Source organism: Propionicimonas sp., from assembly GCF_034927565.1.
GTDB lineage: Bacteria > Actinomycetota > Actinomycetes > Propionibacteriales > Propionibacteriaceae > Propionicimonas.
In genome coordinates this window covers 59,138-73,015 of sequence record NZ_JAYFPT010000008.1, presented here as the reverse complement: position 1 = coordinate 73,015, position 13,878 = coordinate 59,138, and the positions used below count along the sequence as shown (strand labels likewise).

At 70.8% G+C, this 13,878-nt stretch carries 14 protein-coding genes; 12 read left to right on the top strand and 2 right to left on the bottom strand.

The genetic code is table 11. The features are described 5' to 3' along the window. Positions 1-3 precede the first annotated feature (3 nt). The 9 genes from glmS (at position 4) to VB080_RS02295 (ending at position 8,551) form a co-directional block, all read left to right on the top strand. Entirely contained in the window at positions 4-1,848 is a 1,845-nt protein-coding gene (gene glmS / locus VB080_RS02335) for a glutamine--fructose-6-phosphate transaminase (isomerizing) (RefSeq protein ID WP_323416809.1), read from the top strand. 2 nt (positions 1,849-1,850) lie between these two features. Further along, positions 1,851-2,198 (top strand): holo-ACP synthase, encoded by a 348-nt coding sequence (locus VB080_RS02330; protein ID WP_323416808.1) that lies wholly within the window; start codon positions 1,851-1,853, stop codon positions 2,196-2,198. Then, positions 2,198-3,598 carry a bifunctional ADP-dependent NAD(P)H-hydrate dehydratase/NAD(P)H-hydrate epimerase gene (locus VB080_RS02325; RefSeq protein WP_323416807.1) on the top strand — a complete coding sequence of 467 codons (1,401 nt, stop codon included), beginning with the start codon at positions 2,198-2,200 and terminating at the stop codon, positions 3,596-3,598. Before VB080_RS02330 ends, VB080_RS02325 begins: the two co-directional genes overlap by 1 nt. 67 nt (positions 3,599-3,665) lie before the next feature. Further along, complete coding sequence (locus VB080_RS02320) at positions 3,666-4,580, top strand: PTS sugar transporter subunit IIA (protein WP_323416806.1); 915 nt, start codon at positions 3,666-3,668, stop codon at positions 4,578-4,580. Positions 4,581-4,716: 136 nt separating this feature from the next. Continuing rightward, a complete protein-coding gene (gene tsaE / locus VB080_RS02315) occupies positions 4,717-5,793 on the top strand; it encodes a tRNA (adenosine(37)-N6)-threonylcarbamoyltransferase complex ATPase subunit type 1 TsaE (RefSeq protein ID WP_323416805.1) in 1,077 nt (358 codons plus the stop codon). Beyond that, a complete protein-coding gene (gene tsaB / locus VB080_RS02310; RefSeq protein ID WP_323416804.1) occupies positions 5,790-6,446 on the top strand; it encodes a tRNA (adenosine(37)-N6)-threonylcarbamoyltransferase complex dimerization subunit type 1 TsaB in 657 nt (218 codons plus the stop codon). Before tsaE ends, tsaB begins: the two co-directional genes overlap by 4 nt. After that, on the top strand, positions 6,443-6,883 hold the full coding sequence (locus VB080_RS02305) for a GNAT family N-acetyltransferase (protein WP_323416803.1): 441 nt from the start codon (positions 6,443-6,445) through the stop codon (positions 6,881-6,883). The genes tsaB and VB080_RS02305 overlap by 4 nt, the downstream gene beginning before the upstream one ends. Continuing rightward, complete coding sequence (gene tsaD / locus VB080_RS02300; RefSeq protein WP_323416802.1) at positions 6,880-7,923, top strand: tRNA (adenosine(37)-N6)-threonylcarbamoyltransferase complex transferase subunit TsaD; 1,044 nt, start codon at positions 6,880-6,882, stop codon at positions 7,921-7,923. Before VB080_RS02305 ends, tsaD begins: the two co-directional genes overlap by 4 nt. 61 nt (positions 7,924-7,984) lie before the next feature. Continuing rightward, entirely contained in the window at positions 7,985-8,551 is a 567-nt protein-coding gene (locus tag VB080_RS02295) for an 8-oxo-dGTP diphosphatase (protein WP_323416801.1), read from the top strand. Between the two features lie 115 nt (positions 8,552-8,666). On the opposite strand, the gene VB080_RS02290 is transcribed toward VB080_RS02295, so the two are convergent. Further along, entirely contained in the window at positions 8,667-8,918 is a 252-nt protein-coding gene (locus VB080_RS02290; protein ID WP_323416800.1) for a hypothetical protein, read from the bottom strand. Positions 8,919-9,121: 203 nt separating this feature from the next. On the opposite strand from VB080_RS02290, the gene VB080_RS02285 reads away from it, so the two are divergent. Next, on the top strand, positions 9,122-10,300 hold the full coding sequence (locus VB080_RS02285; RefSeq protein ID WP_323416799.1) for a class I SAM-dependent methyltransferase: 1,179 nt from the start codon (positions 9,122-9,124) through the stop codon (positions 10,298-10,300). 72 nt (positions 10,301-10,372) lie between these two features. Here the strand turns inward: VB080_RS02285 and VB080_RS02280 are convergent, their stop codons facing one another. Beyond that, positions 10,373-11,668, bottom strand: coding sequence for an alpha-amylase family glycosyl hydrolase (locus tag VB080_RS02280; protein WP_323416798.1), 1,296 nt, complete (start codon positions 11,666-11,668; stop codon positions 10,373-10,375). Positions 11,669-11,917: 249 nt separating this feature from the next. Between VB080_RS02280 and groES the strand changes: the two genes are divergently transcribed. Both groES and groL read left to right on the top strand, forming a co-directional pair. Next, on the top strand, positions 11,918-12,214 hold the full coding sequence (gene groES / locus VB080_RS02275) for a co-chaperone GroES (protein WP_323416797.1): 297 nt from the start codon (positions 11,918-11,920) through the stop codon (positions 12,212-12,214). Between the two features lie 13 nt (positions 12,215-12,227). Continuing rightward, positions 12,228-13,835 carry a chaperonin GroEL gene (gene groL, locus VB080_RS02270; RefSeq protein WP_323416796.1) on the top strand — a complete coding sequence of 536 codons (1,608 nt, stop codon included), beginning with the start codon at positions 12,228-12,230 and terminating at the stop codon, positions 13,833-13,835. The last annotated feature ends 43 nt before the right edge of the window (positions 13,836-13,878 follow it).

The following is a 13,878-nucleotide window of genomic DNA, read 5'->3' as shown; positions in this document are numbered from 1 at the left end:
GCCATGTGCGGGATCATCGGCTATGTCGGTCCGCGCGTGGCTCGGGAAGTGGTGGTCGCCGGGCTGCAGCGCATGGAGTACCGGGGTTACGACTCCGCGGGCGTCGCGGTCATCGCCGACGGCAGTCTCCAGGTGCGCAAGAAGGCCGGCAAGATCGGCAACCTGACCAGCGCTCTGGCCGCCGATCCACTGCCCGACACCGAGATCGGAATCGGGCACACTCGCTGGGCCACCCACGGTGGCCCCACCGACGCCAACGCGCACCCGCACGTCTCGACCAACGGCCGGGTGGCACTGATCCACAACGGCATCATCGAGAACTTCGCCGCCCTGCGGCTGGAACTGGAGACCCAAGGGGTCTGTTTCCTCTCCCAGACCGACACCGAGGTGGCCGCCCAACTGCTGGGCGTCGAGGTGGCGAAGGGCGTCGACCTGGCCGATGCGCTGCGGGCGGTCTGCCGGCGGCTCGACGGCGCGTTCACTCTGGTGGCGATCGACAGTGCTCAGCCCGATCGGCTGGTGGCTGCCCGGCGCAACTCGCCGCTGGTGGTCGGCATCGGCCAGGGCGAGAACTTCGTCGCCTCCGATGTCGCGGCGTTCATCGAGTTCACCCGCAACGCCGTCGAACTCGGCCAGGACCAGGTGGTGGACGTCACCCGGGACGGCATCACCGTCACCGACTTCGACGGAAACCCGGCCTTGTCTCGTCCGTTCGAGGTGACCTGGGACCTGTCGGCGGCGGAGAAGGCCGGGTTCGACTGGTTCATGCGCAAGGAGATCCACGAACAGCCGCAGGCGGTCGCCGACACCCTGCTGGGCCGGTTCACCACCGACGGCGCCCTCAAGCTGGACGAACTGCACATCCCCGAGGAGGAGTTGCGCAGCGTCGACAAGATCATCATCGTGGCCTGCGGTTCGGCCTACTACGCAGGGCTGGTCGCCAAGTACGCGATCGAGCACTGGATCCGGGTGCCCTGCGAGGTCGAGATCGCCTCCGAGTTCCGCTACCGCGACCCGATCATCACCCGCACCACGCTGGTGGTGACGATCAGCCAGTCGGGGGAGACCGCCGACACCCTGATGGCGATCCGGCACGCCCGCGAGCAGCACGCCAAGGTGATTGCGATCTGCAATACCAACGGTTCCACGATTCCGCGGGAGTCGGACGCCGTGCTCTACACCCACGCCGGCCCCGAGCTCGGCGTGGCCTCCACCAAGGGCTTCCTCACCCAGGTGGCGGCCTGCTACCTGCTCGGCCTCTACCTCGCACAGGTGCGTGGGACGATGTTCGGCGACGAGATCGCCCAGATCATGAACGAGCTGGCCGCCGTCCCGCCGCTGATCCAGGAGGTACTCGAACGGATGACCCCGATCAAGGGGCTGGCCAGGCAGTTCGGCAACACCAAGTCGGTGCTCTTCCTGGGCCGGCACGTCGGTTACCCGGTGGCCCTGGAGGGTGCGCTGAAGCTGAAGGAGATCGCCTACCTGCACGCCGAGGGCTTCCCGGCCGGCGAGCTCAAGCACGGGCCGATCGCCCTGGTCGAGGCCGGTGTCCCGGTGTTCGTCGTGGTGCCGCCGCAGGGCCGCGACCAGTTGCACGACAAGGTGGTCTCCAATATCCAGGAGGTGCGGGCCCGCGGGGCGCTCACCATCGTGCTGGCCGAGGAGGGCGACCTCGAGGTGGAGCCGTTCGCCGACGTCCTCTTCCCGCTGCCCAAGGTCTCCACCCTGCTGCAGCCGCTCCTGGCCACCGTCCCGCTGCAGTACTTCGCCTGCGAACTGGCAACCCTGAAGGGCTACGACGTCGACCAGCCGCGCAACCTCGCCAAGTCGGTGACGGTCGAGTAGCGATGATCGTCGGAGTGGGCATCGACGTGACACCGGTCGCCCGGTTCGCCGATGCGGCAGGTCGCAGCGGACTGCTGGCCCGGCTGTTCACCGAGGCTGAGATCGACTCCTCGATGCAGCGGATGGCCGGCCGGTTCGCCGCCAAGGAGGCCCTGGTGAAAGCCCTGGGAGAGTCGGACGGACTGTCCTGGCACGACGTCGAGGTCGGCAAGGACGAGGCCGGACGGCCCTACTTCGCCTTCCGTGGGACGGTGGCCGCCCGGATCGCCGAGCGCGGCATCGCCCACGTCCACCTGTCGATCACCCACGACGCCGGGATCGCCGCGGCGGTCGTGGTCTGCGAGAGCTGATGTATCCCGCGTTCACGGTGGCGGAGGTTCGCCGGGCCGAGCAACTGGAGCTGGACCGGCTGGGCGAGGACGTGCTGATGCGGCGGGCCGCCCGTGGGCTGGCGACGGTGGTGCTGGAAGAACTGCGCCGCAGCGCCGGACGGGTGTACGGCAACCGGGTGCTGCTGGTGGTCGGTTCCGGCAACAACGGCGGCGACGGACTGTGGGCAGGGGTCACGCTGGCCCGGCGCGGAGTGCGGGTCAGCGCCTGGCGGACCGGGTCCGCTGTGCACGCCGCAGGCTGGGCGGCCTTCCTGGCCGCCGGCGGACGCGAACTCGACGCCGCCGGGGCACTGGCGGAATTGTCCCGCGCCGCCGTCGTGGTGGACGCCGTGACAGGCCTCGGCGGCCGAGCCGGCCTGCGTCCGGAGGTGGCGGGGTTCGCCGCCGCCTGCGCGACGCGGCGGGTGCCGGTGGTGGCGGTCGACCTGCCGTCCGGGATTCCGGCTGATCCGCCGTTCGTCGTGCCCGCTCCCGCTCACTTTCCGGCAACCACCACGGTGAGTTTCGGCGGCCGCAAGCTCTGCCAGGCCATCGAACCGGCCCGCTCGGCCTGCGGCCGGCTCGTCCTGGTCGACATCGGGCTGGGCACGATGACCCCCGAGGTCGTCTGCTGGGAATCGGCCGACGTGCTGGCGCACTGGCCGGTGCCGGGGCCGTCCGACGACAAGTACTCCCGCGGGGTGGTCGGTATCGACGCCGGTTCGGCCAGCTATCCCGGTGCCGGCGTCCTGGCCACCACCGGGGCGGTGCGGGCCGGTGCCGGCATGGTGCGGTTCGTGGGCGTCCCGGAGGTCGCCGCCACGGTGGTCGAGCGGCTGCCGAACGTGGTCGCGGCCCCCGGCCGGGTGCAGTCCATGGTGCTCGGCAGCGGCTGGGGACGACGGCCGGACGGTGCCCGGATCGTCGCGGCCGCGATCGACGGCGGGCTGCCCGTGGTGCTGGACGCCGACGCCCTGACCCTGCTGCCTGAGGTGCTGCACGCCGATGTCCTGCTCACCCCACACGCCGGCGAACTCGCGCGGCTGCTGGACGTCCCGCGTGAGCAGATCACGGCCGACCCGGTGGCCGCGGCCCGTCAGGCGGTGGCGCAGACCGGCGCGACCGTGTTGCTGAAGGGCGCCAGCCAGGTGGTCGCGACCCCCGGACACGAAGCGGTCGAGCTGGCCGTCCCGGGCCCGGCCTGGACTGCCCAGGCCGGTTCGGGCGACCTGCTCGCCGGGATCTGCGGTGCCCTGCTGGCAGCCGGGCTGCCCGTCCGGCTGGCGGCGGTGCTGGCGGCGAGTGCGCAGGCGCTGGCGGCAGCCCGCCAGGGCGGTGTGCCGCCGCAGGAACTGGATCTCCAGGCCGCGCTGGGCTGAGGCCCGCAGGTCATCGCCGGCGGTGCTCGGCTACAGTGCCGGAGACAGCCAGCGTCAGGAGCCCCCCGTGACGAAGACCCGTGTGTTCCTTCCCGGACTGGCGATCGCCGTGCTCGTCGGAGGGATCGTCGGAACCGTCCTCACCGTGGCGATCGACCTGCCCCAGCGGCCGGTGGTCGTCACCCTCGGGGTGGTTGTGGGTGCGGTGGTGGCCGCCCTGATCGGCTTCGCGACCGCCCTGCTGATCACCTCCGGTCGCCGGGACGGGACGGATGCCCGTCCGCGGCTGCTGGTCGAGCCGGTCGAGACCCTGGACTCCCCGGCGGGAACAGGTCCGGCCGTTGCCGCCGGGCCCGATCGGCCGGCGCAGGGCACCGAACAGGCGGCGCCCCCTGCTCCCGCCGAGGTACCAGACCCGCTCCCGGCGCCGGAGCAGCTGCTCCAGGGGAGCGAGCTGGCCACGCCCGGCGTCAGCGCACCGCCGGCCGGCTCGGCCCTGGTGAGGCTCCCGGGCGCGGACCTGAGGCCGCTGGTGCCAGACGAGCCCGACGGCCCCGTCCTGCTGGCCTCGGCCGTCCGGCTGGCCGGCACGGCCATCACCCGGGACGCCGCCATCGACGAAGCCGGCGGCCTGTTGGTGGCCACCGGTGCGGTGGACGAGGAGTACCTCGCCGCCCTGCACCTCCGGGAGCGGGCGGGTTCGACTTTCATGGGCGGTGAGCTCGCGATCCCGCACGGCAGCTCCGACGCTGCCGGGCTCATCCGCCGCCCGGCCGTCGCCGTCGTCCGCTATCTAGAGGCGGTGGGCTGGAGCGGCAATCCGGTACGGTTCGTGATCGCGATCGCCGCTGCCGGCGACGAGTATGTCCGGCTGGTCAGCGCGGTCGCCGAGGTGTTCCTCGACGAGCGCGCGGTGGAACGACTGGAGCAGGCGACGACCGCTGCCGAGGTGGTGCGGGCGCTGGCCCCTGTCAACCGCTGAGCTCCCGGCCCGGGCCGATGCGGGGGCCGTCCCACAGACCGGTTCGGATCGCCGTGCAGGACAGGTCCGCGGCTCACCGCCCAGACAGGGCCGACAGCTGTCCGGGCAGCAGGGGGCAGTCGCGGTGGGAGATAGAATGTCCGGCGGTCGTGATTCCGCCGCACTCGCGGCACATCCCTGGCAGGAGCGTGACGTCGTGATACTGGCCGAGGCGCGGCTTGAGGATGGTCGGCTGGCGTGCTTCCTGCAGCCCGCGCCCGCCGATGCCGCCCGCATGCTCACCGTGATCCAGGACGCCTTCAGCCACCGGCCGCCGATCGACCCGCCACCGCCCGCGCTCAGCGAGACCGTCGAGACCGTCCGGGCCGCGCTGGCCACGGGTTCGGGGGTGCTGGCCGAGATCGAAGGCGAACCCGCGGGTGCGCTGATCGTGGTGCCGGAGGGCGAGCACTCGTGGATCACCCGGGTGTCGGTGCGTCCGGCCTTCCAGCGACAGGGGATCGCCTCCGCCATGGTCGAGGTGGCCCTGGACCAGTTGGCTGAGCTGGGCGTGCCGACCGCCGACCTCATCGCCCGCGCGGAGTTTCCTCCGGTGGTGCGCTGGTGGCGCCGGCACGGCTTCCAGCAGGTGGACGCCGAGGGCACCCGGCTGCACCTGGCCCGCGCCCTCCCGGTGTGCGTCGAGGTGCCGACCGCCGAGGACATGCAACGGCTGGGCCGCGGCCTGGCCGCGGTGGTGGCACCGGGCGACCTGATCCTCGCCTCCGGCGACCTGGGCGCGGGCAAGACCACCTTCACCCAGGGACTGGGCGCCGGCATGGGGGTGAGCGGGGCGATCATCTCGCCCACCTTCGTGCTCGCTCGGATCCATCCCAACCCCGACGGCGGTCCCGGCCTGGTCCACGTGGACGCCTACCGGCTGGGTTCCTTCGCCGAGGTGGAGGACCTCGATCTCGACGTGTCGCTGGCCGACTCCGTCACCCTGGTGGAATGGGGCGAGGGCGTTGCCGAGGGCTTGTCCGACGACCGGCTGGAGATCGACATCCGCCGGTCGCTCGATCCGGCCGACGACACCCGCTGGGTGTTCCTCACCCCGATCGGCGACCGTTGGGCCGATGCCCGGCCGCAGTTGGAAGCCCTCCGTGACTCAGGATGGAACCGTCCCCCGTCTGCGTCACGTCCCCCAACCGAGTCAGCGCAGGTGCGGCGATGAGTGGCCTGGTCCTGGGGATCGACACGTCGTCTGTGGTGTGCGCCGGGCTGGCAGCGGACGGTGAGGTGGTCGGCTCGCTGGTGGTGCCCGACACCCGCGCCCACGCCGAACAGCTCACCCCGCTGATCCGGCGGCTGCTGGACGAGTCCGGCGCGGGCTTGCCGGATCTGGCATCGATCGCCGTCGGCGTCGGCCCCGGGCCGTTCACCGGCTTGCGGGTCGGCGTGGTGGCGGCCACCGTCCTCGCCGAGGTGCTGCAGCTGCCGATCAAAGGGGTCTGCAGCCTGGACGTGCTGGCACTCCAGGCGGTCGCCGCCGGGCTGGTTCAGCGGGGCGGCTCCGGATCGGCAGGCGACTTCGTGGTCGCCAGCGACGCCCGCCGCAAGGAGTGGTACTGGGCCACCTACCACGCCGACGGCAGTCGCGACGCCGGACCCTTCGTCACCGCCCCGGACGGCCTTCCCGCCCTGCCGCAGGTCGGCCCCGTCACCGCGACCCCGCTCGAGCTGGACGCCGGCCGGCTGGCGGCGCTCGCCGCCGTCCTTCCGGATGCCGGGCTCGAGCCGCTCTACCTGCGCCGCCCGGACGCCGAGGTGCCCACCGCCCGCAAGTCGACCCTGTTGCCACCCCGGCTGGCGAGGAGGCCCCGATGATCATCTCGACCGCCCGCGCCGAGGACCTCGACGAGGTGCTCGCCCTGGAGGCCACCGGCTTCGAACCGGGCGAGCGGTGGAGCCGGGAGTCCTGGGCCAGTGAGATCGACCACCCCGAGCGGCTGGTGCTGGTGCGCCACGACGCCCACGGCCTGATCGTTGCGGTCGCCAGTTTCAGCCTCGCCGCGGACGCCTCCGACCTGCTGCGGGTGATCGTCCACCCCGCGGTCCGCTCCCGCGGGTACGGCAGTTCGCTGGTACGGGCCGGCATGGAGTGGGCCAAGGCGGTCGGGGCCGAGCGGATGCTGCTCGAGGTCCGTCCGGACAACGCCCCGGCGGTCAAGGTCTACACCCGGCTGGGCTTCAAGCCGCTCAGTACGCGGCGCAACTACTATCCCACCGGGGCGGACGCCCTGGTGATGGCGGTGATGTTGTGAGCGAACCACTGATCCTGGGGATCGAGTCCTCCTGCGATGAGACCGGTGTCGGCATCGTCCGTGGCCACGAGTTGCTGGCCAACGAGGTTGCCAGCTCGGTCGAGGAGCACGTCCGGTTCGGCGGGGTGGTGCCCGAGGTCGCCAGCCGGGCGCACCTGCAGGCGATGGTCCCCACCCTGCGGCGGGCCTGCGAGAAGGCGGACGTCGACCTTGCCGAGGTGGACGCGATCGCCGTCACCGCAGGCCCCGGCCTGATGGGTGCGCTGGTGGTCGGGCTCTCGGCAGCCAAGGCACTGGCGCTGGCACTGAACAAGCCGCTCTACGGGCTGAACCATCTGGTCGGGCACGTCGCCGTCGACCTGCTCGACCACGGTCCGCTGCCCCAGCGCTGCGCGGCCCTGCTGGTCTCCGGCGGCCACACGTCGCTGCTGCAAGTGGGCGACATCACGTCCGACATCACCGAACTCGGCGCCACCATCGACGACGCGGCGGGCGAGGCCTACGACAAGGTCGCCCGGCTGCTCGGGCTGGCCTACCCCGGCGGGCCGGTGATCGACCGCGTTGCCGCCAATGGCGATCCGGCCGCGATCTCCTTCCCGCGTGGGCTGACCGCAGCGAAAGACCTGGTCAGGCACCGCTTCGACTACTCCTTCTCGGGGCTGAAGACCGCCGTGTCGCGGTGGGTGGAGACCCGGCAGCGGGACGGCGAGCCGGTGCCGGTCGCTGACGTGGCGGCCAGTTTCCAGGAGGCGGTCTGCGACGTGCTGACTGCCAAGGCGATCGACGCCTGTGAGTACCTGGGCGCCGACACCCTGCTGATCGGCGGCGGCGTGGCGGCCAACTCCCGGCTGCGCGCCCTGCTGGAGGAGCGGACGGCCGCCCGCGGGATCACGCTGCGTCGTCCTCGTCCCGGGTTGTGCACCGACAATGGTGCGATGATCGCCGTGCTCGGAGCCGAGGTGGTGAAGGCTGGAATCGCCCCGTCCGCGCTGACGATTGGCGCGGATTCGGGGATGAACGTCGCCAGGGTCGTCGCCTGATGGCCTCTCAACACTTGGGCTCAGCACCACGGTCCCAGAACCTGGCGAGGGGAGGGATTTGATGCCGTACACCCCGATCATTGCCACGCTGGGCTATGTGCTCTCGCCCGACCGCAGCCGGGTGCTGATGGTGCGCCGCAGCCGGGACGGCGACCTCCACCAGGGCAAGTACAACGGTCTGGGCGGCAAGCTGGAGGCCGACGAGGACGTGGTGACCTGCATCAGGCGCGAACTGCATGAGGAGGCGGGGATCGAGGTCACGGCGCTGCGGCTGCGCGGCACCGTCTCCTGGCCGGGTTTCGGGGCCGGTGGCGAAAGTCACTCCTCGCTTCCCTCGTCACGTCCGGCCTTGCCTTCGGGCGAACTCGAGCAAGCCCGGCTCACCGCTCAGGCTTCGCTGGACTGGTTTGGCTTCATCTTCGTGATCGACGGCTTCACCGGCGAGGTGCCCGAGCGCAACGAGGACGGCCCGCTGGAGTGGGTCGAGCTCGGCCGCCTCGACGAACTGCCGATGTGGGAGGGGGACCGTCACTTCCTGCCGCTGGTGTTCTCCGACGGACCGGTCTTCCACGGCGTGATGCCCTACGCCGGCGGTCACCCTGTCTCGTGGAGCTACACCACGTTGTGAACCGCGGCCGGTGTTCGGGACGCGGGCATGCAAAAACTCCGCCGGGCACTTCACCGGCTCCGGCCGTCGTTCCAGGTCGAGCCTTTCACGACCCGGCCGGTCGCCGAAGCCAGTCTCAGGCAGTCGGCTTCGAGGCCGCTTCCTTGGGACGGGTGCCCAGCCCCAGCCCGGCCAGGAATCCGCCGAGAGCCAGCCCGACCGCTGCCAGCGACAGCTGGATGATCGGGTTGTCGGTGGGGGCACTCTTCAGGGCGTCGAGCGCGAGGTACTGCTGGAGCGAGATGACCGAGCCCCAGATTCCTACCCCCAAGCCAACGACGAGGATGATGATGCCGAGCCACAGCGTGATCTTGGACACGATCTTCATGGGCACATGCTAAACGCAACCCCACCCGCCGGCGCCGCCGACACGATCCGTTGCCGGCGCCCGGTTCTCGCGCACCGCCTTCGGCCGTGGCGGCGTCCCCCTTCGGCGGAGGTGACGTGATTCTGCAGGTCGATGCCCGCATCCGGGCTGATCCGGCGGCTCGGCATCATCGAGACGCAAAATCGCGTCACTAGGCTGCACTCGTGGACGAGGCACTCGCGCGCTGGCTGACCGGTCCCGAGGGACATGAGGCACTCGCAGCTGCTGCCGCCCAGCCCGATCCCGGCTCGCTGGCTGCTGCGCAGGCGCTGCGCCGCAGCTTCACCGCCGAGCAGGCAGCCGCCGCCAGCCGGCAGGAGGTGCTGCGGAGGCGGGCTGTGACCAAGTTCGGCGAGCGAGCGGGCTCCCTGTTCTTCACCGCCGACGGCCTCGAGCAGGCCACCCGGGCGCCGGTCGCCACCTGGCGAGCCGACCGGTTCATCGCGCTGGGCGCGACCCGGGTGGTCGACCTGGGCTGCGGGCTCGGCGCCGACGCCCTGGCGCTGACCGACGCCGGCCTGGCGGTGGTGGCGGTGGAGGCCGACCCGGTGACGGCGGTCTTCGCCGCTGCCAACCTGCGCGGTCGTGGTGAGGTAGTGACCGGGGACGCCGTTGAGTGGGCACGACGGCTCCTCCAGCCCGGCGACGCGGTCTTCCTCGACCCTGCCCGGCGGACCTCGCGGGGCCGCACCTGGCGGGTGGCGGACGTCAGCCCGCCCTGGGAGTTCGCCACCGGGCTGTTGCGCGACCGCCCGGGCTGCCTGAAGGCGGGTCCGGGGATCTCCTCGGCCGACCTGCCGTCGCAGGTGGCCAGGGTCTGGGTGAGCGAGCACGGTGACCTGGTCGAGGCCTCGCTGTGGTCCGGGGTCGGCGACTGGCCGGCGGGCTCGCGCCGGGCCGTGCTGCTGCCGGCCGGAGAGGAATTGGTCACGACCGGAGGGGATGTGCCGGGCCCGCCCGGAAGGACGGTCGCCGCGCCCGGCGCCTACCTCTACGAACCCGATCCGGCGGTGATCCGGGCCGGGGGAGTCGACCAGGTGGCGGCATTGGTCTCGGGCTGGCGGCTCGCTCCGCACCTGGCCTATCTCGCCTCGGACGCCCTGGTCGTCACGCCGTTCGCCACCGCTTTCGCGGTCGCGCAGGTACTGCCCTATGACGAACGCGCCCTGCGTGCCTGGGTGCGCCAGGCCGGGGTCGGGACGCTCGAGATCAAGGTCCGGGGCATCGACATCGACCCGGCCGCGCTACGCCGGCGGCTCAAGCCGACCGGCCGGAACGCCGCCACGCTGATCCTCACCCCGACCCCGCACGGTGCCCGCGCCCTGGTAGCCCGCCGGGTGTGAAGCCCGTGTCTTCACGCCCGGTGTAGCTCCTGTCAGGCCATGTGCCCTGCCCGCTCGGACTCGTGCTCGCGCTCAGCCCTCCGACAGCCGCCAGGAGTGGGGCGCCACGCCGTTCACCTCGTCGTCGGCGACGTTCAGGTCGAGCACGACGCGATGCTCATCCCGGCTGAGCGTGATGGTGATCCACCGGTTGTCCACGTCCGAGGTCTCGATCTCTGCGTCGGCCAGCCACGGATGGCGCCGGCGCAGCGCAATCAGCTCCCGGTAGCGGTCGTGGAGACCAGCACCGAAGCCAAGCAGGCCGGACGGGTCGTCGGGAAACTGCGGCCGCACCGGGTCGTCGCCATGCTCGTGCTGCTCCTTGACGCCGGTGAAGCCCTGCTCGTCGCCGGCATAGATGGACGGCACCCCGGGCAGCAGCATCAGCAGGACGGCTGCCAGTTCGGCATGTCGTGGGTCGTCGAACTGGGAGGCGATCCGGGTGACATCGTGGTTGCTCAGGAAGGTCAGCGGCAAGAACACCTGGCACAGCTCGCGATGCCTGGTCAGCGCCCAGTTCAGCGCCCACAGGTTGCGGTCCTTCAGGGCGGTGAACATCAGGTGCCACAACTCGTACTGGGTGACCGAGTCGACGCCGGAGGCGGTGACGAACTCGTCGTAGGGACCGTGGATGACCTCGCCGAGGATCCACGCCTCGGGATGGGCCTCGTGCACCCGGTCGACGATCGGGCGCCAGACCTCTGCGCCGGGGGCGTAGGCGGCGTCCAGCCGCCAGGCGTCGATGCCGCGGTCGAGCCAGTGCACCATCACTGTCACCACGTAGTTGGCCACCTCGGGGTTGGCCAGGTTGAGTTCGACCAGGGCCTCGTGACCCTCGAAACACCACGGATGGCCGTCGTCCGACCAGCGGATCCAGTCGCCGAACGGCGTGTCGGGGCCGGCCTCGATCGCCCGTTGGACGATGTAGTGGTCGCGTCCGACATGGTTGAACACGCCGTCCAGGCAGATCCGGATGCCGCGCCGGCGAGCCTCGGCGACCAGCCGGTCGAAGTCGGCGTCGTCTCCCAGCCGCGGGTCGATCCGGAAGTGGTCCAGGGTGTCGTAGCCGTGGGAGGCCGAGGCGAAGATCGGGTTCAGCAGCAGTCCGTTCGCGCCGAGCTCGATGACGTAGTCCAGCCAGTTCAGCAACTGGGACAGGCGATGGTTCACCTCGGTCACCGGGGTCCGTTCGGCGCCGACGAATCCGAGCGGGTACAGCTGCCACCAGATCGTGGTGGCGGTCCAGTCCCGGGCGGAGGGCCGGGCCTGGCCGGGCTCGTCCGGGGCGGGGCCTGACGAGCGCAACGAGGAGTGGTCCGGGGTCGTCATGCTCCGTCACCATACCCTCCAGCCGCGGCGGCCGGGCCGGAGCTGGGACGGGAGGCAGTTCGCCGACGGCGGACCGAGGGCAGCGTATTGGCACTCGGCTTGATCGAGTGCTAGCGCCGGTATAGATTCGCTTTAGCACTCTCCCCATGAGTGTGCCAAGCCACGGTGGCACCGCGACGACACCGGGGCTCGCGAAGACCTTGACCACTTCAGGGCCATCAGGCCCGCTACGAACGAAAGGGTTTTGACGTGGCAGTCACGATCAAGCCGCTTGAGGATCGCATCCTCGTCCAGCCGCTGGAGGCCGAGCAGACCACCGCCTCCGGTCTGGTCATCCCGGACACCGCCAAGGAGAAGCCGCAGGAGGGTCGCGTCCTGGCAACCGGCCCCGGGCGGATCGACGACAACGGCAACCGCGTCCCGCTGGACGTCGCCGAGGGCGATGTCGTCATCTTCAGCAAGTACGGCGGTACCGAGGTCAAGTACAACGGCGAGGAGTACCTGCTCCTGAACGCCCGCGACATCCTCGCCATCGTCACCAAGTAAGGACCCGACACCCATGCCAAAGATCCTTCAGTTCGACGAGGAGGCCCGTCGCTCGCTCGAGCGCGGTGTCGACACCCTCGCCAACACCGTGAAGGTCACCCTCGGCCCGAAGGGCCGCTATGTCGTTCTCGACAAGAAGTGGGGCGCCCCGACCATCACCAACGACGGCGTGACCGTCGCCAAGGAGGTCGAGCTCTCCGATCCCTTCGAGAACCTCGGCGCCCAGCTCGCCAAGGAGGTGGCCACCAAGACCAACGACGTGGCCGGCGACGGCACCACCACGGCGACCGTGCTCGCCCAGGCGCTGGTGCACGAGGGGCTGCGCGCGGTTGCGGCCGGGGCCAACCCGATCGAGCTCAAGCGTGGCATCGACGCGGCGGTCCAGGCCGTCGAGGAGGAGCTGCGCAGGCTCGCCCGCGACATCGAGACCAGCGAGGACATGGCCTCGGTGGCCACCATCTCCGCCCGTGACGAGGAGATCGGCAAGCTCATCGCCGATGCCTTCGACAAGGTCGGCAAGGATGGTGTCATCACCGTCGACGAATCGCAGACCTTCGGCACCGAACTTGAGTTCACCGAGGGTATGCAGTTCGACAAGGGCTACCTGTCGCAGTACTTCGTCACCGATCCCGAGCGGATGGAGGCGGTGCTGGAGGATCCGTACATCCTGATCAACTCCGGCAAGATCTCCTCGATGAACGACCTGCTCCCGTTGCTGGAGAAGGTCATCGGTGCTGGCGGCACCCTGTTCATCGTCGCCGAGGATGTGGACGGCGAGGCGCTCTCGACGCTCATCGTCAACAAGATCCGTGGCGTGTTCACGTCCGTGGCGGTCAAGGCCCCGGCCTTCGGTGACCGTCGCAAGGCCATGCTGGAGGACATCGCGACCCTCACCGGTGGCCAGGTCGTGGCCCCGGAGGTCGGCCTCAAGCTCGACCAGGTCGGGCTGGACGTGCTGGGCCGCGCTCGCCGTGTCGTGATCACCAAGGACAACACCACGATCGTGGACGGTGCCGGTTCCGCCGAGGCGGTTGCCGGACGGGTGGCCACGCTGCGCGCCGAGATCGAGCGGACCGACTCCGACTGGGATCGCGAGAAGCTGCAGGAGCGGGTCGCCAAGCTCGCCGGCGGTGTGTGCGTGATCAAGGTCGGTGCTGCCACCGAGGTCGAGCTCAAGGAGCGCAAGCACCGCATTGAGGACGCGGTCTCCGCGACCCGCGCGGCCATCGAGGAGGGCATCGTCGCCGGTGGCGGCTCCGCCCTCGTCCATGCCGCCAAGGTGCTGGCCGACGGCCTGGGCAAGTCCGGTGACGAGAAGATCGGCGTCGCGACGGTGGCCAAGGCCGTCGTCGAGCCGCTGCGCTGGATCGCGGAGAACGGCGGCGAGCCGGGCTACCTGATCGTGTCCAAGGTGGCCGAGCTGGAGCCGGGCAACGGCTACAACGCTGCCACCGGTGAGTACGTCGATCTGGTGGCTGCCGGTGTCATCGACCCGGTGAAGGTCACCCGCTCCGCGTTGGCGAACGCCGCTTCCATCGCCTCCCTGCTGCTCACCACCGAGACCTCGGTGGTGGACAAGCCGGAGGAGGAAGAAGAGCCGGCACACAACCACGCTCACTGAGCACTCCAGAACGACGGGCTTCCGGCTTCGGCCGGGAGCCCGT